Raw genomic sequence first — 19,485 nt, 5'->3', positions numbered from 1 at the left:
CACGAATCAGATACTGCAAGGTCTCTCGTATGGTGCTTGAGGCTTCCTCTTATGGCAAAACTGTGGATAATTATGCGTTCATTGGCTGATTCAAAAATTACTGGAGAAAAAACATGCAGAAGTTAACCGACATAGGTCTACACCCTGAGCAAATGTTGGCCAATTTATCCGGTTTTTTAGATCGTATTACGGCGTTGGCAAATGAACTAGGATTACCTTTAGATCAATACCAAGCGGATCATATCGCATTGCGTGTGAATGATTTGGATATTGCGAAGGCACTTCATCAAGCATGGTTAGCGTATGGCGAAGAGTGGTCAAATAATATGATTAATGGCCGCCCTATTATTGTCATTGGTTTCCACCAGCCCTTAAACATCGGTTCTTGGTCGATTGAATGTTTAGAATTACCGTACCCAAGTGATAAGACCTATCCACAAGAGGGGTGGGAGCATGTGGAATTTGTGATCCCCGGTAAGGCGAAGAATACAGATGAACTCAAAGACGTATTAGAGTTAGCGTTTCCCCTACTTGAACAAGAATGGCCTCGACTTTCTGAAAAGGGCATCAAGCTGAAAGCAAGTTCACCTTCTGGGGAAAAAGAGCGTTTGCCGAATCCCACCTATGCATTTAAGAAAAACGGTGTGTGTATCAAATTACACCCGTGTTCGTTAAAAGATGTGATTGACAGCGAATACGCTTAAATAACGAAATAGGCAGACAGAAGGTAAAGCTAAATAACGAGTTGTAGGTATTAGCGACTCTCAACTCGTTATTGATTCTGTGATAATTATATTGGCTTACTAAAGAATGACTGTTCTATTGCCATGGACAAACACATGATCATCAACCACTAACCCCAGTGCTTTACTGAGTACTGATTTTTCAACATCACGGCCAGATCGTGCCATGTCTTTGGCACTGAAATTATGATCAACAGGGATCACGTTCTGCGTAATAATTGGGCCTTCATCTAGGTCATTAGTGACAAAGTGGGCTGTTGCACCAATAATTTTCACGCCTCGCTCAAAAGCTTGTAAGTAAGGTTTTGCACCAATAAACGCTGGCAAGAAACTATGGTGAATATTAATGATTTGGTGTGGGAATGCAGCTACGAACTCAGGCGTAAGTATGCGCATGTATTTGGCAAGTACGACATAATTCGGTTCATATTGCTTAATGCATGCGAGCAATTTATCTTCATGCTCTTCACGCGTTAGCCCTTCATGGCTCACATGGTGAAAGGGGATATCAAACTTTTCTGTTAATTTACCTAATGTATCGTAATTACCCACAACAGCGGCGATGTCGATATCAAGCGTACCGTCATAGGCTTTTACCAGAATATCACCAATACAATGTGCTTCTTTAGTGACCATAATTACAATACGTTTACGTTCTGAACTGACTAAACGGCGGTGACTACCTATTGGAAGTGCATGATCTAGATCGGCTAAGAAGGTTTTATCGTTAAAATATCCTTCTAATTCGGTACGCATGAAGAACTGCTTGTTTGTGTTATCGACAAATTCATTGTTGTGCACAATGTTGAGTTGATGCTTATAACAGATGTTCGTGATTTTTGAGATAAGACCTATCGCATCGGGGCAATCGGTGAGAAGCGTTTTCTTTTCCATGGTCATCCTTGAACGGTATTTTTAAATTACACTCCCTTCTATGTACCGTGTATTTATAACAGGGTCAAAAGATAATTGAATTATCACGCCAGTGAATAGCCTTTGATATGCATTTGATTTCTATATTCCTTATGGCTTTACACTGGCAACAACGAATACTTGTATTAATTAATCATGGTCGCAGATTAACAAAGTTGGCATAATGCTCAATCTTATACTGTATAGATAACCATGAATGATAAAGTCATTTTTTGCCGCCAAAGGCGCTCTAGATAAAGCGATTCCGGGCTTTCAGGCACGACAACCTCAGATTGATATGGCACAAGCTGTAGACGATGCTATCTGTAATAAAACACAGTTAGTGGTAGAAGCCGGTACGGGAACGGGAAAAACATTTGCTTATCTTGTTCCTGCTTTAGCGCGTGGTAAAAAAACGATTATCAGTACAGGTTCAAAAAATTTACAAGAGCAGTTATTCCACCGTGATTTACCTTTAATGATGCGTTCATTAGGCTTTACGGGGCGTGTGTCGTTACTAAAAGGGCGTTCGAACTATTTATGTTTAGATCGTCTCAGTCGTCAAATGACAGAAAGCCATGGGGTACATGCCGATCCCACGCTGCTTAGCCAACTAATCAAAGTGCGTAGTTGGTCTTCTGCGACAAAAAGTGGTGATTTGGGTGAGTGTGATAGTGTGGCAGAAGATAGCCCTGTTATCCCAATGATCACCTCTACCAACGACAATTGTTTAGGGCGTGATTGTCCGTCTTTTGATGATTGTTTTGTTGTACGAGCTCGTCGTAAGGCGATGGAATCAGATGTGGTGGTGGTAAACCATCATTTATTTTTGGCCGATCTTGCGATAAAAGAAACCGGTTTTGGTGAGTTAATTCCCGAGGCTGAAGTATTTATTTTTGATGAAGCCCATCAAATGCCTGATATCGCGAGCCAATATTTTGGTCAGAGCTTATCGAGTCGCCAACTTCAAGAATTAGCCAAAGACGTTGAAATTGCTTACCGTACTGAAGCAAAAGATATGCGGCAGCTACAAAAGACGGCTGATAGATTAACGCAAGCAGCCTTTGATTTACGAATTGTGTTAGGTGAGCCCGGCTTTCGAGGAAACTGGCGTGATGCGATGAAAGCCCCTGCAGTACAACGTGAATTAACCCGTCTAAACGATGCGTTAGATCTCACCTACGATGTCTTAAAATTAGCCCTAGGGCGTAGCCAACTATTAGATGCAGCATTTGAACGTGCCACATTATTAAAAGCGCGCCTTAATCGTTTGTGTGATACCTCGATTCCAGGCTATTCCTATTGGTTTGAATGTACTCCGCGTCATTTTACTTTGCACATTACCCCGTTATCAGTAGCTGAAAAATTCAGAGAACAAATGGCGCTTCAAAAAGGGGCATGGATTTTCACATCGGCAACACTGGCCGTTGATGATGACTTCAGTCATTTTAGCCATCGCTTAGGACTTGAACCTAAACAGCAGTTCTCGTTAGAAAGCCCATTTGATTATCAACAACAAGCGTTGTTGTGTGTGCCCCGGTTTTTACCCGAACCCAATAGCTTTGGCACCGCAGATAAGCTGGTGGAGATGCTTACGCCACTGATTGAAGCCAATAATGGGCGTTGTTTCTTTTTATGTACTTCTCATCAAATGGTGCGAGACTTAGCAGAAGGCTTTCGTGCGAAGTTAGATTTACCTGTTTTAGTACAGGGGGAGACAACGAAGCAAAAGCTTTTAGCTGAATATTTAGAACGGGGTAATGCACTTTTAGTGGCGACAGGTGCCTTTTGGGAAGGCATTGATGTTAGAGGGCAGGCGCTTAGCTGTGTTATTATCGATAAATTGCCTTTTACTGCACCGGATGATCCGTTGCTAAAAGCACGTATTGAAGATTGCCGCTTACGTGGTGGTGATCCTTTTTCACAAGTACAAGTACCTGATGCTGTTATTACCCTAAAGCAGGGTGTGGGTCGTTTGATCCGCGATAAGCAGGATAAAGGTGTGCTCGTTATTTGTGATAATCGCTTGGTCACGCGTCCTTATGGCGCTGTCTTTTTAAGAAGCCTACCACAGATACCACGTACGCGTGATATCAGTCGTGTTGGGCAGTTTCTGTCGGAAGTTAACGGTGTTGATACGCCGTTAAATGATGACCACTAGCATTCAGAGGCTTGAATGAGCACCAAAATACTTGCAGTTGATACATCAACTGAAAACTGTTCTGTAGCCCTTATGATGGGTGATGAAATTATTTCACGTTGTGAATATGCACCACGTGAACATACAACTAAAATATTACCTATGGTCGATACTGTTCTGGCTGAAGGTGGCGTGAAGTTGACTCAACTTGATGCGCTAGCCTTTGGTCGAGGCCCAGGAAGTTTTACTGGCGTTCGTATTGGTATTGGTATTGCTCAAGGTTTAGCATTTGGTGCTGATTTACCTATGGTGGGTATTTCAACATTGATGACAATGGCACAAGGCACGTACCGTACACATCAATCAGAGCAAGTGTTAACGGCTATCGATGCCCGCATGGGTGAGATTTACTGGGGACAATACCGACGTCAAATCGACGGTGATTGGTTACTACAGGGTAAAGAGCGAGTTCTTGCTCCTGATGCTCTAGTACAAGAACAGAATGCAAATCAAACCGATTCAGGTATCTGGTTAACGGCAGGTACAGGTTGGGAAAGCTATGCTGAATTACGTAGTCAGCTGAATCTTAATGCTCAAAAGGGCGAGATTCTTTATCCTGACTCACAAGATATGGTTGTGCTTGCTCAATATGCATTAGCACGTGGTGAAGCGGTTTCTGCTGAAAACGCGAGTCCTGTGTATGTACGTGATACCGTGACTTGGAAAAAGCTACCAGGTCGAGAATAAAGCGTCTTTAGTAGCAGGCGAAATATGAAGTAATAAATAAGAAACGAACATTAACAGCAATCAGTACAACTGGTTAAATTATACATGTTAGCGCTCGTTTCTTTGTTTATCGGAGGCGTATTATGGTGTCAATTACTCGTTTACCACCTTCCATTCATCCACAACAAAAACCTCAGGCTTCAAAGCCTGCTGCAGTGGTGAATAATACACAATCTGCTGTTATTGCTAGTGGCGTTTCAAAGCTAGCTACAAGCCCTGATGTTATTCTTAATGCACGTGCCAATATTCAATATGATCAACCTGAAGGCATAAATCGAGAAGCGCTGGATTCATACCTCGGTGTGATGCATCAAAATAAGAGAGATGAATTATCAAATCTCGTTGGTGTCGATCTTTATGCGTAGTTATATCGACTCAAAGTCCATATAAAGTCGATTCACTATAAAATGCTACTGCTTATACCTATCGACGATTTTATGTCATTTTACTTACGATAAACTCTCTGTTTACTGATGTTATTAGTTGTTGAGCGTATATTGAACGTTATGACGGAGAACCTAATGTTTAGAAAGCTATTTCTTGGGCTGTTTATCTTCTTTGTGGTAGGCTGCGCCAGCTTACCAGATAGCCTGAAAACGCAGACTGAAACCCCAATAACTGACTTTGCGACGATCGTTGATGATCCCGCATCTGTACAGCATAAAGAGGTACGTCTTGGCGGAATTATTGCCTCGATTACCAATGAAAAGCATCGGACACGCATTGAAATGGCAAGCTTGCCTTTAACCTCTGATGGTCGTCCAAAATTGGATGAGAAGCCACAAGGTCGATTCGTTGCTTATGTTGATGGGTTTCTTGAACCACTAGAATATACCCAAGGGCGTTTATTAACGGTTGTCGGTACGCTAGATGGTAATGAGAAAGGTAAGGTTGGGGAATTTGAATATACATTTCCCGTAGTGACGGTTTCTGGTTCTCAAATCTGGCAGATTAAACAAGAAATACGCATTGATAATTTCGATGCGTATCATAGTTGTATAGGTACTCGCTGTTCGTTTATGAATTATGGTTTTGGTTCGACACGAGGTGAAGTAAAGCAACGTGTAACTAAGTAACCGGATATCATCAGTCATTAGAGACTTAAACTTGATGCACAATATTTTTATTCAGCTAGCTGAAAAACAGTTGGCTGGGCTTTGTTCGTTTAAAAACAGCAATAATAGCTTATCAGTGCCGATAGAAAAAAATAACGGTACAGAGAAACCAACGTTATTAATGCTGCATGGTTGGCAAGACAATGCCGCTAGTTTTGACGTGTTATTTACAGATTTAATTAAACACTATCATGTTGTGGCGCTTGATTGGCCAGGGCATGGCTTATCTGACCATCGTCATAGCGATAACTATTATCACTTTGTTGATTATATTGATGACTTGCATCAGGTTGTTGAGCTTCTGTCAGTACAAAATCTTTATTTGGTTGGGCATTCTTTAGGGGCTATTGTCGCGGGCTGTTATGCTGCTGCGTTTCCTGAAAAAGTACAAGGTATTGTGTTGATTGAAGGGCTAACACCACTTTATGAAATAACAGACAATGCCGCTTTACGATTAAAGCAAGGCATTACGAGTCGTCAACGTTATCGTCAACGAAATGCTACGCGTCCCAAACGAAAAATGGTGTCCTTTGAAGAGGCGTTAAATTTACGAAGTGTTGTTAACAAGCTATCAAAATCTGATCTGTATCCGTTAGTGAAACGAGGAACAGAAACGGATGGCGAACATTGGTATTGGCGTCATGATGAGCGATTGCGGTGTGATTCACTGTATCGAATGGCTGAAGAGCATGCACAAGCATTAATGTCGCAGATTGAATGCCCAGCTTTATCAATTGTTGGTCATAGTGGTTTTCAACAATTACAACGAAAAACCCCAGAAAGAACTTGGTTTCAGCAGCTTAAGCAGGTGAAAGTGACGGGGGGTCATCATTGTCATATCGACAGCCCAAATGATGTGTACCGTCATATTTTGACCTTCACGCAAGGTTTTTGATGTTGACTTCAAACTTCATATGGCTGGTTTAATCAGTCTATGTTAATTAATTATTTGTTGGTTGTGTTGTAATACTGAGCATAAACAATTGTTTAATGTGCTCATACAGCAGAGTTAGTGGCGAAATGCCATAGAAAAGAAGGAGAATACAATTGGATAAGGTTTGGCTTAACCGCTATCCGGAAGATGTGCCGGCTGAAATTAACCCGGATGCATACCCGTCACTGGTTGAAATGTTTGAGCAATCTGTACACAAGTTTGCAGATCAAACCGCATTTATTAATATGGGCCAGGTAATGACTTTCCGTAAGTTGGAAGAGCGCAGCCGTGCTTTTGCTGCTTATTTGCAAAATGACCTGAAACTAAAGAAAGGCGATCGTGTAGCGGTAATGATGCCTAACTTGTTGCAGTATCCAATTGCTTTATTCGGTATTCTTCGTGCTGGTTGTGTCGTTGTTAATGTTAACCCACTTTACACACCCCGAGAATTAGAACATCAACTTAACGATTCAGGCGCGAAAGCAATTGTGATCGTTTCTAACTTTGCACACACCTTAGAAAATGTGGTCAAGAAGACATGTGTAAACCATGTTATTTTAACCAGCCTTGGTGATCAGCTTTCTCGTCCGAAAGGTACATTGGTTAATTTCGTTGTTAAGTATGTGAAAAAGATGGTGCCTAAATATCATCTTCCACATGCTACATCAATGCGTGCAGCCTTAAAGAAAGGTCGTCGTATGCAGTACGTCAAACCCTTCTTATCAGGTGAAGATACCGCATTCCTTCAATACACAGGCGGTACGACAGGCGTAGCAAAGGGAGCCACTCTGACTCATCGCAATATGTTGGCTAACGTGATGCAAGCGAAAGGTGCTTACGGACCAGTGTTAACCGATAGTCGAGAGTTAATTGTTACGGCACTGCCTTTGTATCACGTGTTTGCTCTGACGGTTAACTGCTTACTGTTTATTGAAATTGGTGGTCAGAACTTATTGATTACTAACCCACGAGATATCCCGACGTTTGTTAAAGAACTGCAACGTTATCAATTTACAGCGATTACCGGTGTGAATACGCTGTTTAATGCATTATTGAATAATGAAGATTTCCATGAGTTAGACTTCAGTAATTTGCGTTTATCTGTTGGTGGTGGCATGGCTGTTCAGCGTGCGGTTGCTGAAAAGTGGAAAGATATTACAAAAACGTATTTGCTTGAAGGTTATGGTTTAACTGAATGTGCACCACTGGTGGCGGCTTACCCTCATAACTTAGTTGACTATAATGGCTCTATTGGCTTACCTGTACCTTCAACAGATGTGCGTATTGTTGACGACGAAGGAAATGTACTTCCGAATGATCAAACGGGTGAACTACAGGTACGTGGCCCTCAGGTGATGAAAGGTTACTGGCAACGCCCTGAGGCGACGAAAGAAGTCTTGACTGATGATGGTTGGCTTTCAACTGGTGATGTTGTTCGGTTTGATGATGAAGGTTTCCTGCACATTGTTGATCGTAAGAAAGACATGATCCTTGTTTCTGGATTTAATGTTTATCCGAATGAAATTGAAGATGTTATAGCACTTCACCCTAAAGTGCTTGAAGTTGCAGCAATCGGGCAAGAGCACGAAGTGTCAGGCGAAATTGTGAAAGTGTGCGTTGTTCCTCGTGATTCGAGCCTAACGCGCGATGAGCTTTTAACGCACTGCCGTGAGTATTTAACAGGGTATAAAATTCCTAAAATTGTTGAATTCCGCGAAGAGTTACCAAAGACCAGCGTAGGTAAAATTTTACGTCGTGCTTTGCGTGAAGAGTCGGAAAATGCAGCTAAATCTCAAGATGCATAACGAAGCTTTTGCTTTTGATGAAGCCTTTGTTTCTGATAATGTATTCGGGAGTTAAAAACCGAAATACGCTAGAGTTAAAAAAGGTTACAATTAAGTGCTGGCTATTATAGTTGGCACTTTTTATTTGAGATGATGATTGTTATACCCAGTTACTATAGTCTTAATTCGTTAAGGCGCTTAATAGTAAATTATCCATATCATTGGGTGTTGGCTCATTGCTATTTCGTATAGTAGCGATTAAATCGTAGTGAATAGCTCTTTTTTATATGGCTATTAATATCACTTCTATTTTTCGCTCTTGTACGAAATAGCTGTGGGCATAACATGACTGAATATCGTGATTCATTTGTGATAATGAATGAGTAGATATGACTGCCAGCTAAATAAGGTTTGCTGTGAATTTTGAAATAATAACGACAACTCAACGTTTAGACACAATCTGTGATCATGCCCGCACACATTCGGTAGTTATGCTTGATACCGAGTTTGTTCGCACTCGCACGCTTTATCCTAAGCTGGGTCTCATTCAAATGTTTGATGGTGATAATCTTGTATTGATTGATCCTATTGAAATTGAAGACTTAACACCGTTTTGGGATTTGCTGCGTGATCAATCTGTTATAAAAGTACTTCATGCTTGTGGTGAAGATTTGGAAGTATTCCAGCACCACGCAGGCTGCTTACCAACACCAATGATCGATACACAATTAATGGCGGCATTCTTAGGCCATGGTGTTTCAGCAGGTTTTGGCTCTTTAGTCAGTGAGTATGTTGGTGTCGATCTAGAAAAAGGCGAAGCACGTACTAACTGGTTAGCCCGCCCACTTACAGATAAGCAACTCGACTATGCTGCTGCAGATGTATTTTATTTACTGCCTTTGTATGAAACGTTACTTGAAAAAGTAAAAGCGAAAGGCTGGATGGATGCATTAGAGTTAGAGTGTGCAGCTTTGATGCAGAAGCGTACGAAAGGGATTGATTTAGATAAAGCTTATCGTTTAGTGAAAAATGCTTGGCAATTAAATCCTAAGCAATTAGCGGTATTGCAACAAGCTGCGAAGTGGCGAATTTTAGAAGCTCGTAAGCGTGACATCGCATTGAACTTCGTGGTGAAAGAACTACATATCTGGAAGCTGGCTAAATATAATATTCAGTCAAAATCGGTGATGTCGACTGAAGGTTTCGATAGTATGGAAATTCAGCGCCATGCTAATCGACTTTTAAGGATTGTTCAGGATGTAGAAGATATTCCAGTTGAACAGTACCCAGAAAAAATTATCCGTTTGGTCGATCTATCTGGTTATAAGCAGGTGGTGAAACATATCAAAGATGTGGTCACTAAAGTCGAGGTAGAAACTGGTCTTGCACCTGAGTTCCTAGCATCTAAAAAGCAGATAAATCAGCTAATTTCATGGGCGTGGAAATACCAAAAATCAGACGATAAGTTACCTGATATACTAAAAACATGGCGTAAACCATTGTTTGAAGAGCGCGTATTACCGTTACTGAATAAGAAATAGACAGTACGTTTTATTAGTTTTAAAAAAGCCCTGAAAGTGTCTTTCAGGGCTTTTTTATTATTTGTCTTCAGGCAGCGTAACGTTCAGCTCAAGAACAGACAAGTCCTCGTCTTTCTGATCGAGATTGACACTCACTTGATCTGGATTGATATTCACGTATTTTCTAATTACCTCTAGAAGATCAAGCTTCAGTTGAGGTAAATAGGATGGAGCACCTTGACCAGCAGAGCGACGTTCAGCAACAATTATTTGTAGCCTTTCTTTCGCTACGCTTGCCGTAGTTGTCTTCTTTGGACGGAAGAACTCTAGCAAAGCCATAATAAATTAGCCTCCAAATAAGCGTTTAAGGAAGCCTTTTTTCTCTTCCTCTAAGAAACGGAATGGGCGTTCTTCACCCAGTAAACGTGCAATAGTATCGCCATATGCCAACCCAGCATCAGATTCTGTATCAAAGATAACGGGTTCACCTTTGTTTGATGCGTTGAGTACTGCTTGGCTTTCAGGGATAACACCTAAAAGTGGAATGTGCAGAATGTCTTCGACATCTTGAACACTCAGCATATCGCCGCTAGCAACGCGCGCTGGGTTGTAACGTGTCAACAACAAGTGTTGCTTAACTGGCTCTTCAGCTTGTTCTGCTCGGCGAGACTTCGAATCTAGAATACCTAGAATACGGTCTGAGTCGCGAACTGAAGATACTTCAGGGTTTGTTGTAACGATGGCTTCATCGGCAAAATACAACGCCATTAAGGCGCCTGTCTCGATACCTGCTGGTGAATCACAAATAACAAACTCAAAACCCATTTCATCAAGATCATGTAGAATGCGCGCTACACCTTCTTTTGTTAGCGCATCTTTATCTCGTGTTTGAGAGGCCGGAAGCACAAAAAGGTTATCAACACGTTTGTCTTTTATTAGAGCTTGATTCAGGCTAGCTTCGCCATTTATGACATTGACAAAATCATATACAACACGACGCTCGCAACCCATGATTAAATCAAGATTACGTAAACCGATATCAAAATCGATTACAGCCGTTTTTTTTCCAGCTAAGGCTAAACCGCATGCGATTGCCGCACTGGATGTGGTTTTACCAACACCACCTTTGCCTGAGGTAACAACGATAACACGCGCCATCTATTAAATTCCTTATCAAACGTTATAGAGTTAAATGCTCTATGTTTAAATTATTTTCTGCAAGTGAGATAACGACACCTTTACCCCAGAACTCTTCCTTGATTTTATCACTAAGCCAGTAGTTACCAGCAATAGATATCAATTCAGACTGTATATTCTGACAAAAAATTTGCGCTTGATGCTGACCGCTAGCGCCTGCAATTGCACGGCCTCGTAGGTTGCCATAAACATGAATACAACCATCAGCAATAATTTCGGCACCAGCGCTGACATGGTTCATAACAACGAGGTCACAATTTTTCGCATATATTTGTTGTCCAGAACGTACCGGGGTACGAATAATTCGTGTTGGTTCGACAGTAACAGGCATATCCTTAGCCTGTCGTGCAGCATTCATAATAGCAAAACCTGCTGATTTTGCTTCATTTTGCATGCGAGCGTCTTTACAGCCACTAACACCAACAGGAATCATCCCTGCATCTTTTACATCATCTTTTAACTGCTTAAAATTAATTTCACGTCCTGCTTGGGTTATATCAATTACAACAGGTGCAGACGCAAAGAAGTTAGGTGCTTGATTTACTTTTTCTTTTAAGTAATCAGTCGCCTTTTTTATATCCCCATCAACTAAGTGTAGGGCGGAGAGCGTAAAGGAGCTCCCTTTTAATTCTGCCATTTTGGTCATGTTCATTATATGACTTAAACTGAATTAGCCAATTAGATACGTTATCACAAAGGTACTTGCATGGTATATTCCTATAGGTATATCGGCAAGCTATCCTTGCCTTAGCGTTGGAAATTCAGACAAGCTTCTCATCCGATACCTTATCAAATCGGTATTTCATGGAATGATTAAGCAAAATAGTTGTCCGAATTGAGTGAAGCTTTAACAAACAGGCGGTTTTTGATGTTGTGTTCAATTTATAAAAGTTCAAAAAAAGAAAATACGTACTTATATATTAATAAAAAAGACGACTTTTCAGATGTGCCTGATAGTTTAATGGGAACCTTTGGAGCGCCACAGTTTGTTATGGTGTTAAAGCTTGAAGGCCGTAAGTTGGCATTGGCTGATGTAGAAAAAGTGAAGGAATCACTTGTTACTGTCGGTTATTATTTACAAGTACCACCCCCAATAACCAATTTATTACATCAATATAAGGCAGAGAAAGCCTCACAAACTTCGTAAAGGTGAATATGCACAAGCGACTGATATCGGCCATGGTGGTCATTGGATTAGGGATATCTTCATCAGCTTTTTCTGCTAATGAAGGTTTTGATGAATATGTGAGTGGATTAAAAGTTGAAGCTCGTAGTAATGGAATTTCAGAGTCGATTATCAATTCAGCTTTCGACAATATTCAATATACGGAACGTGCGGTAAAGGCTGATAAAAATCAGCCTGAGAAAAAGTTGACGCTTGATGAATACATTCCTCGTGCGGTACCTGATTGGAAGGTAAAGCAAGCGAATCGTTTATATAACGAGCACAAAGCGGCCCTAGACCGAATTGGTCGTGAATATGGCGTTCAGCCACGATTTATTGTTGCCTTATGGGGGGTCGAAAGTAATTTTGGTCGTCTTATGGGGGATTATAATGTTGTTGAAGCACTTTCTACTTTAGCTTATGACGGGCGTAGAGAAGCTTTCTTCCGTAAACAAGTTATGGCTGCATTACAAATATTGAATGAAGGCCATATCGCGCCCGAGAATATGAAAGGTTCTTGGGCTGGTGCAATGGGACAGCCACAATTTATGCCGACTTCTTTCCTGACTTATGCTGTAGATGGAAATAATGATGGCAAGATTGATATTTGGCAAAATGTTGATGATGTCTTTGCCTCCGCTGCCAATTACTTGAAAATGTCTGGATGGAATGATGAATATACATGGGGACGACAAGTTAAATTAGTCTCTCCTATGAGTTCAGATTTAAAAGGCGTTGAACGGGAAAAAGGTAAATCATTAGCCGATTGGCAGAGCATTGGTGTTCGAAAACTTAATGGCGAACCATTACCTGATGTTGCAATTAATGCTTGGTTGGTTCAACCAGATGATAATCATGGTCGAGCGTATCTAGTTTATGGTAATTACCAAACATTGTTAAAGTGGAATCGATCGCATTATTTTGCTTTGGCCGTTAGTCATCTAGCAGATAAAATTCGATAGTCGACGTTATTAGTATTAGGTTAATTTCTTACTTATAATCGCTTTTCAAAGCCAGACATTAATGTCTGGCTTTTTTGTGTTGAATTGCCGTAACACTATATAGGTAGATCCTACCCTGCGTATTTTGTAATGTAATCGAAACTGAAGATTACATCTTTGTTGTTATTTTGTATTGGGATAATGACTTAGATAGGGAACTATAAATAAGAATATTGTTATAATCTTAGTATAGATGAAGCTTTATGTATTCCCTATCGCCCTTGGGTTTAATTGATTTAAAACAGTAACTTACTGCGATCGCTATTGGTTTGGTTGTCATTGGGTTACATTGGGTTACATTAGGTTGTGAAAGTGTTTTTATTACTATAGATTTAACAGGGAAGAGTGTCGAAATGGTATATGGCGAGAATAAGATTTATGTTTATTTCTTATATTGAAGGGTATAATGTTTTGGATTAAGTATAAAAAACCCAGCGTTAACTGGGTTTTATTCAGCTTAAGTTCAGCTAAATTATAATTCGAAATCTTCTAAAGATTTACCGTCATCTAGTGCTTTCTTAAGTGCACTTGGAGTACGGCCTTGACCTGTCCATGTTTTTTCTTCACCGTTTTCATCGATGAATTTATATTTAGCAGGACGAGCAGCACGTTTAGCTTTAGGTGCTTTAGCTAGGCTAGATAATAATTCTTCAGGATCGATACCGTCAGCCATTAGCAATTCACGGTAATGGTCGAGTTTTTCTTTACGCTCTGTTTCTTTAGCTAAATCTTCAGCTTCAGCATCAGTACGTTCTGAAACGACACTTTGTAGCTTTTCAAGAGCTTCTTGTAGTTGTTCTACTGTATATTCACGAGAAAGTGCGCGAAGGCTACGTAGGTTTAATAGTACTTTCATTACGTCAGACATTTTTATTTCCTGTTAGTTTTAAACTAGCTGTAAATAATAATAGCAGTCAAAATTCATTTACAGCAATAGTAATACTTTTATATGTAATGTGCCAAACAATTTATTTAATTACTAATTAAATAATGATTGTTTTTCAAAGATGTTCTCATTTTTGAAAAATGTAATGGAAGATTTTGATGAGAAGCCATAATACATTTTCAGTTCATATCTATTTATTAATGTGTGTGATTTCATAATAAAGAAGAGAAGCATTCAGATTTAATGGTTAAAAAATCACCATGCTGGCAATATTATTCACTATTTCTGTTAAAAAATGCACTAGAACTTGTTGCAAATGAATTGTCAGTCCGTAGAATGAACCATTCCTTAACTAAGGGTAGAGGCGCATTGTCTATAAGTAACAAGCTGGAGGGTGATTCCTATGATTGCTTGTGAAAGGAGCCAGTGCCGAAGTAAGAAGGCGTTAATCGAACGTTCTTGCTGGGGTTGTATCGAATAGGTGCAACACTGCCATAGTATATAATGACATTAACTATGGAGCGCTACTGTGAGGGTGGGAGAGGGTTTACCTTCTTTCCTTAAACTCTTCTAACTGCGGTATTACACCGTATTAACAGTAGATCTCCGACCAGAACTGGTGTAGTAGAGATCATGAGTATTGTAGATTTTTCCCATTCAGCTATATCACTTTTACCACCATTGGTGGCACTAGGTTTAGCTATTCTTACACGTAAAGTACTTGTTTCGTTGGGTGTAGGTGTTCTTTTAGGTGCTGTATTACTTACAGACTTCTCCGCAGGTGCAACTGTCGGTTACTTATCAACGACAGTATCAAGCTTATTCATCGATGATGGCGCAATTAATAGTTGGAATATGAGCATTGTTGCCTTCCTTCTATTACTTGGAATGATGACAGCACTTCTTACACTATCTGGCGGTACTCGTGCTTTTGCTGAGTGGGCGCAGACTCGAATTAAAAGCAAACGCGGTGCAAAATTACTAGCAGCATTTTTAGGTGTTTTCATTTTTGTTGACGACTACTTTAATAGCCTGGCTGTTGGTTCGATTGCTCGTCCAGTAACAGATCGTTTTTATGTGTCTCGCGCTAAACTTGCTTATATCTTAGATTCTACCGCTGCCCCTATGTGTGTTCTTATGCCTGCGTCAAGCTGGGGTGCGTACATTATCACCCTTATTGGTGGTATTTTAGCTTCACATGGTGTGACTGAATATTCAGCGCTGAGTGCTTTTGTTCAGCTAGCGCCAATGAACTTCTATGCAGTCTTCGCACTTGCAATGGTATTTGTTGTTGCATGGTTCCAAATTGATGTTGGTCCAATGAAGAAGCATGAAATTCAGGCAAGCCAAGGCCGCGGATTTGATGAAGGTGATGATGATAGCCGAGCAAAAGACTTAAATGATGAGCTTGAAATTGACGAGAGCAGCAATGGTCGTGTTGCTGATTTGGTTCTGCCTATCATTGCGCTAATATTTGCTACATTCTTCTTTATGATTTTCACTGGTTATCAAGTGCTTGTCGAAGATGGTATTGCGTTTAATATTCTTGGTGCTTTTGAAAATACCGATGTTGGCGTATCGCTTTGCTACGGTGGTTTGATCGGTCTGATTTCAGCTCTAGTATCTGTGATTCGTCAGAAGATCCCAATGGCCGATGTTGCGAAGACAATGTGGATTGGCGCTAAATCGATGTTTGGTGCGATTCTAATCCTTCTATTTGCATGGAGTATTGGTAGTGTTATTGGCGACATGGAAACCGGTAAATACCTGTCTACCCTTGTGCAAGGCAATATCGACCCAATGCTATTGCCTATGATTCTATTTGTGCTTGCTGGCATTATGGCTTTCTCGACAGGTACTTCATGGGGCACATTCGGTATTATGCTTCCGATTGCCGGAGACCTTGCTGGTGCAACGGATATCGCATTAATGTTACCAATGTTGGGTGCAGTATTAGCCGGTTCGGTATTTGGTGACCACTGTTCACCGATTTCTGATACAACGATTCTGTCTTCAACGGGAGCTCGTTGTCATCATATTGATCACGTTTCAACGCAGTTACCTTATGCGTTATCTGTCGCGTTTGTATCAATTATTGGCTTCTTAATACTTGGTATAACGGATTCATTACCCGTTGCCTTCATGGCTGCAACGATTACCTTTATTCTTGTATGCGTATTCTTGTCTTGGTTGTCTCGACGCCCTAAAGGCACAATAGCTAACGCATAACGAGTGCATACTTAAAGTAAAGAAAATGCGAAAGCCTGTGATATTTTCACAGGCTTTTTTCGTTTTGATGCTTCACACCAATTTAGATAAATATCTGACCATTTACTTATCCCGAATGGTATTTATCAGCGCTACACGCCATTAATCGTATTTCTCTTTGGTCGAGACTTTCAATTTACAGGGGTTTTCTGTAGCATCTCGGCTGATTTTGAACCAAGCTAATCGTCTTTTTAGGGGAGCCACATGGCCCAGATGTATTTCTATTACTCTGCAATGAATGCGGGTAAATCGACAACATTATTGCAGTCATCTTTTAATTATCGCGAACGCGGTATGAGACCAGTGATTTTTACAGCTGCAATTGATGACCGATTTGGTACGGGGAAGGTGAGTTCTAGAATTGGCTTGGAAGAAGACGCTGAGCTATATAATAAAAGCGACGATCTTTGGTCTAAATTGAGCATGATGCATGCAGATACACATATTGATTGTGTATTAATTGATGAATGCCAATTTTTAACGAAAGAACAAGTTTATCAATTAACAGAAGTCGTTGATAAGTTACATATCCCTGTTCTATGTTATGGCTTACGCAGTGATTTCCGTGGCGAGTTATTTGACGGCAGTCGATATTTGCTTTCTTGGGCTGATAAGCTCGTAGAGTTAAAAACAATTTGTCATTGTGGTCGTAAGGCTAATATGGTTATTCGTCAAGATGAAGCGGGTCATGCCATTGCTGATGGCGATCAGGTCGAAATTGGTGGCAATGATCGTTATGTTTCAGTTTGTCGAAAGCATTATAAAGAAGCATTAGGTCGTTAATAACGATACCAACATAGTGATATAACATGAATTTAAAAAGGGAGCATACGCTCCCTTTTTATTTATTTGTTATGGCGTTCTTGCAGTTTTTCAGTAACGTCAGATAAGCTTAGTCCCTGATCTTGTAGCAAAACAATCAAGTGATAGATCAGATCAGCGGATTCACACACTAATTCCGCCTTGTCACCCGACGTTGCCGCAAGCGCGACTTCAACGCCTTCTTCGCCCACTTTTTGCGAAATACGTTTGGTGCCACGGGCGTATAAGCTGGCTGTGTAAGAAGATTCGGGATCTGCACCTTTACGATTAGCCAAGACTTGCTCAAGTTGATGAAGAAACACCAATGCAGGTTGTTCTTGTTTGCCTTCTGCATCGTTGTCGAAGCATGTTGGTGTACCTAAGTGACAAGTTGGCCCTACAGGCTTCACTTTTACTAATAATGTATCTTGGTCACAATCAAGGTTGATACTTTTAAGCTCAAGTACATTGCCAGAGGTTTCTCCCTTCGTCCAAAGGCGCTCTTTGGTGCGAGACCAGAACGTGACTTGTTTTGTTTCTAGCGTCTTGTTCAAGGCATCTTGGTTCATGTACCCTAACATCAGTACTTGACCACTGGTGTTATCTTGAATGACAGCTGGGACTAATCCGTCTACTTTTTCCCAATTAATTGTTGTTACAAGGCTCATAGTCGGATCTCCACATTCTGTTCTTTTAAGTACTGCTTAAGTTCACCAATATTGATGATTTGTTTGTGGAATACGGAAGCAGCAAGTGCACCGTCCACATTGGCTTTTTGATAGGCATCTGCAAAGTGAACCATTTCACCTGCACCACCAGAAGCAATTAAAGGAACATGGCAAACTTCACGTACCATGTTCAATTGCTTTAGATCGTAACCGTTACGAACGCCATCTTGGTTCATCATGTTTAATACTATTTCGCCTGCGCCACGTTTTTGAACTTCCTGAACCCAATCTCGGGTTTCCCATTGGGTGGCTTTAGTACGTGATTCATCACCAGTAAATTGATACACCTGATATTTACCTGTTTCAGCATCAAAGTATGAATCAATACCCACCACGATACATTGCACGCCAAACTTATCAGCAAGTTCTGTGATAAGCGCAGGGTTGGCAAGGGCGGGGGAGTTTATCGAGACTTTATCTGCACCAAATTGCAATATACGGCTCGCGTCTTCGACAGATTTAATACCGCCAGCAACACAGAAAGGAATATCAATAACTTCAGCAACACGAGCGACCCAGCTTTTATCAACCACGCGCCCATCACTTGATGCGGTAATATCATAAAAAACCAGCTCGTCAGCGCCTTCTTCTGCGTAGCGTTTGGCTAAAGGGACAATATCACCAATAATTTCGTGATTACGAAACTGCACCCCTTTTACTACTTGACCGTCTCGAACGTCTAAACAAGGAACGATTCGTTTAGCTAACATAATTGTTTGACTCCTTGTTCTAGCTATTCCAGCACTGGAAAGCATCTTCAGCGGTAAATTTACCGTCTAATAAAGCACGACCTACAATGACGCCTGCCACACCGCTGCCTTTTAAGGCTGCAATATCGTTTAAGTCACCGATGCCACCTGAAGATTGAAATTGGACTTGTGGGTACTGAGTACAAAGGTCGACATACAGCTCAACATTCGAGCCAGCTAAGGTACCGTCACGTGAAATATCAGTACACAAAACGTGTTTTAGACCAACAGTTAGGAAGTCTTCAAGCAATGCTTCAATGCTAACACCTGAATCTTCTTGCCAGCCAGAAATCGCTACGTTGCGATTTCCGTCTTTATCAATATTAACGTCTAGCGCTAAAACAATGTGCTCTGGTCCGTATTTTTCCATCCAGCCTTTCACCATTTCTGGTTGCTTTACGGCAGTTGAACCAATAACGACACGTTGTGCGCCTGCTTCCAATAGATCAGATACATCTTTCTCTGACCGTACACCACCACCAATTTGTATATTTGCCGGCGTGCTTGCCAATAATTGACTGATTAGGTCTAGTTGACGAGCTGATGTGTCTTTTGCACCGGTAAGATCGACTAAATGTAGCCAGTTAGCACCAGCTTGGTTATACAGCTTAAATTGCTCTGCTGGGTCTACTTTGTATTCAGTGACTTGGCCGTAATCGCCTTGAAACAAACGAACGACTTGACCATTAATTAAATCGAGTGCGGGAATAATCATCCTAAATCCTTTTGATGCATATAAATCAATTTCTTCATAAA

General features: G+C 40.8%; 20 protein-coding genes and 1 riboswitch. Of the genes, 12 read left to right on the top strand and 8 right to left on the bottom strand.

Annotated features, from left to right (window positions below):
* Positions 1 to 113 precede the first annotated feature (113 nt).
* Complete coding sequence (locus C9J12_RS00975; protein ID WP_107241007.1) at positions 114 to 704, top strand: VOC family protein; 591 nt, start codon at positions 114 to 116, stop codon at positions 702 to 704.
* Between the two features lie 99 nt (positions 705 to 803).
* Here C9J12_RS00975 and purU read toward each other — a convergent pair whose 3' ends face one another.
* On the bottom strand, positions 804 to 1,643 hold the full coding sequence (gene purU, locus C9J12_RS00970) for a formyltetrahydrofolate deformylase (protein ID WP_193944631.1): 840 nt from the start codon (positions 1,641 to 1,643) through the stop codon (positions 804 to 806).
* A gap of 229 nt (positions 1,644 to 1,872) precedes the next feature.
* Between purU and C9J12_RS00965 the strand changes: the two genes are divergently transcribed.
* From C9J12_RS00965 to rnd, 7 genes are all read left to right on the top strand, one after another.
* Entirely contained in the window at positions 1,873 to 3,816 is a 1,944-nt protein-coding gene (locus tag C9J12_RS00965; protein ID WP_107241005.1) for an ATP-dependent DNA helicase, read from the top strand.
* Between the two features lie 15 nt (positions 3,817 to 3,831).
* Positions 3,832 to 4,542, top strand: coding sequence for a tRNA (adenosine(37)-N6)-threonylcarbamoyltransferase complex dimerization subunit type 1 TsaB (tsaB, locus tag C9J12_RS00960; RefSeq protein ID WP_107241004.1), 711 nt, complete (start codon positions 3,832 to 3,834; stop codon positions 4,540 to 4,542).
* 122 nt (positions 4,543 to 4,664) lie between these two features.
* Positions 4,665 to 4,946: a hypothetical protein gene (locus tag C9J12_RS00955; protein WP_011217816.1), complete on the top strand. Its 282-nt coding sequence runs from the start codon at positions 4,665 to 4,667 to the stop codon at positions 4,944 to 4,946.
* A 156-nt stretch (positions 4,947 to 5,102) separates the two neighbouring features.
* Positions 5,103 to 5,657 (top strand): Slp family lipoprotein, encoded by a 555-nt coding sequence (locus C9J12_RS00950; RefSeq protein WP_107241003.1) that lies wholly within the window; start codon positions 5,103 to 5,105, stop codon positions 5,655 to 5,657.
* 34 nt (positions 5,658 to 5,691) lie between these two features.
* Positions 5,692 to 6,591 (top strand): alpha/beta fold hydrolase, encoded by a 900-nt coding sequence (locus tag C9J12_RS00945; protein ID WP_107241002.1) that lies wholly within the window; start codon positions 5,692 to 5,694, stop codon positions 6,589 to 6,591.
* Positions 6,592 to 6,743: 152 nt separating this feature from the next.
* Positions 6,744 to 8,435, top strand: a complete 1,692-nt coding sequence (fadD, locus tag C9J12_RS00940; RefSeq protein WP_107241001.1) for a long-chain-fatty-acid--CoA ligase FadD — start codon at positions 6,744 to 6,746, stop codon at positions 8,433 to 8,435.
* Positions 8,436 to 8,830: 395 nt separating this feature from the next.
* On the top strand, positions 8,831 to 9,955 hold the full coding sequence (gene rnd, locus C9J12_RS00935) for a ribonuclease D (protein WP_107241000.1): 1,125 nt from the start codon (positions 8,831 to 8,833) through the stop codon (positions 9,953 to 9,955).
* Positions 9,956 to 10,012: 57 nt separating this feature from the next.
* Here the strand turns inward: rnd and minE are convergent, their stop codons facing one another.
* The 3 genes from minE to minC are packed head-to-tail and all read right to left on the bottom strand — an operon-like array spanning position 10,013 to position 11,777.
* Positions 10,013 to 10,273 carry a cell division topological specificity factor MinE gene (gene minE / locus C9J12_RS00930; RefSeq protein WP_107240999.1) on the bottom strand — a complete coding sequence of 87 codons (261 nt, stop codon included), beginning with the start codon at positions 10,271 to 10,273 and terminating at the stop codon, positions 10,013 to 10,015.
* Between the two features lie 6 nt (positions 10,274 to 10,279).
* Entirely contained in the window at positions 10,280 to 11,092 is an 813-nt protein-coding gene (gene minD / locus C9J12_RS00925) for a septum site-determining protein MinD (protein WP_011217822.1), read from the bottom strand.
* 22 nt (positions 11,093 to 11,114) lie between these two features.
* Positions 11,115 to 11,777 carry a septum site-determining protein MinC gene (minC, locus tag C9J12_RS00920; protein ID WP_107240998.1) on the bottom strand — a complete coding sequence of 221 codons (663 nt, stop codon included), beginning with the start codon at positions 11,775 to 11,777 and terminating at the stop codon, positions 11,115 to 11,117.
* A gap of 222 nt (positions 11,778 to 11,999) precedes the next feature.
* Here minC and C9J12_RS00915 point away from each other — a divergent pair, with 222 nt between their 5' ends.
* Together C9J12_RS00915 and C9J12_RS00910 are read left to right on the top strand one after the other, a co-directional pair.
* On the top strand, positions 12,000 to 12,278 hold the full coding sequence (locus C9J12_RS00915; protein WP_107240997.1) for a YcgL domain-containing protein: 279 nt from the start codon (positions 12,000 to 12,002) through the stop codon (positions 12,276 to 12,278).
* Between the two features lie 8 nt (positions 12,279 to 12,286).
* Complete coding sequence (locus tag C9J12_RS00910) at positions 12,287 to 13,258, top strand: lytic murein transglycosylase (RefSeq protein WP_107240996.1); 972 nt, start codon at positions 12,287 to 12,289, stop codon at positions 13,256 to 13,258.
* Positions 13,259 to 13,769: 511 nt separating this feature from the next.
* Here the strand turns inward: C9J12_RS00910 and C9J12_RS00905 are convergent.
* Positions 13,770 to 14,165: an H-NS family histone-like protein gene (locus tag C9J12_RS00905; RefSeq protein WP_107240995.1), complete on the bottom strand. Its 396-nt coding sequence runs from the start codon at positions 14,163 to 14,165 to the stop codon at positions 13,770 to 13,772.
* Between the two features lie 369 nt (positions 14,166 to 14,534).
* A riboswitch (Lysine riboswitch) is annotated at positions 14,535 to 14,718 on the top strand.
* A 98-nt stretch (positions 14,719 to 14,816) separates the two neighbouring features.
* Here C9J12_RS00905 and C9J12_RS00900 point away from each other — a divergent pair.
* A complete protein-coding gene (locus C9J12_RS00900; protein WP_107240994.1) occupies positions 14,817 to 16,412 on the top strand; it encodes a Na+/H+ antiporter NhaC family protein in 1,596 nt (531 codons plus the stop codon).
* Positions 16,413 to 16,655: 243 nt separating this feature from the next.
* Positions 16,656 to 17,234, top strand: a complete 579-nt coding sequence (locus C9J12_RS00895) for a thymidine kinase (RefSeq protein ID WP_011217828.1) — start codon at positions 16,656 to 16,658, stop codon at positions 17,232 to 17,234.
* 62 nt (positions 17,235 to 17,296) lie between these two features.
* Here the strand turns inward: C9J12_RS00895 and hisIE are convergent, their stop codons facing one another.
* The 3 genes from hisIE to hisA are packed head-to-tail and all read right to left on the bottom strand — an operon-like array spanning position 17,297 to position 19,444.
* Positions 17,297 to 17,920 (bottom strand): bifunctional phosphoribosyl-AMP cyclohydrolase/phosphoribosyl-ATP diphosphatase HisIE, encoded by a 624-nt coding sequence (hisIE, locus tag C9J12_RS00890; RefSeq protein WP_107240993.1) that lies wholly within the window; start codon positions 17,918 to 17,920, stop codon positions 17,297 to 17,299.
* Positions 17,917 to 18,690 carry an imidazole glycerol phosphate synthase subunit HisF gene (hisF, locus tag C9J12_RS00885; protein ID WP_107240992.1) on the bottom strand — a complete coding sequence of 258 codons (774 nt, stop codon included), beginning with the start codon at positions 18,688 to 18,690 and terminating at the stop codon, positions 17,917 to 17,919. The genes hisIE and hisF overlap by 4 nt, the downstream gene beginning before the upstream one ends.
* A 19-nt stretch (positions 18,691 to 18,709) precedes the next feature.
* Entirely contained in the window at positions 18,710 to 19,444 is a 735-nt protein-coding gene (hisA, locus tag C9J12_RS00880) for a 1-(5-phosphoribosyl)-5-[(5-phosphoribosylamino)methylideneamino]imidazole-4-carboxamide isomerase (protein WP_107240991.1), read from the bottom strand.
* Positions 19,445 to 19,485: the final 41 nt, after the last annotated feature.

It is taken from the genome of Photobacterium frigidiphilum (assembly GCF_003025615.1).
Classification (GTDB): domain Bacteria; phylum Pseudomonadota; class Gammaproteobacteria; order Enterobacterales; family Vibrionaceae; genus Photobacterium; species Photobacterium frigidiphilum.
The sequence above is the reverse complement of the archived record's forward strand: the minus strand, read 5'-3'. Positions and strand labels throughout refer to the sequence as shown.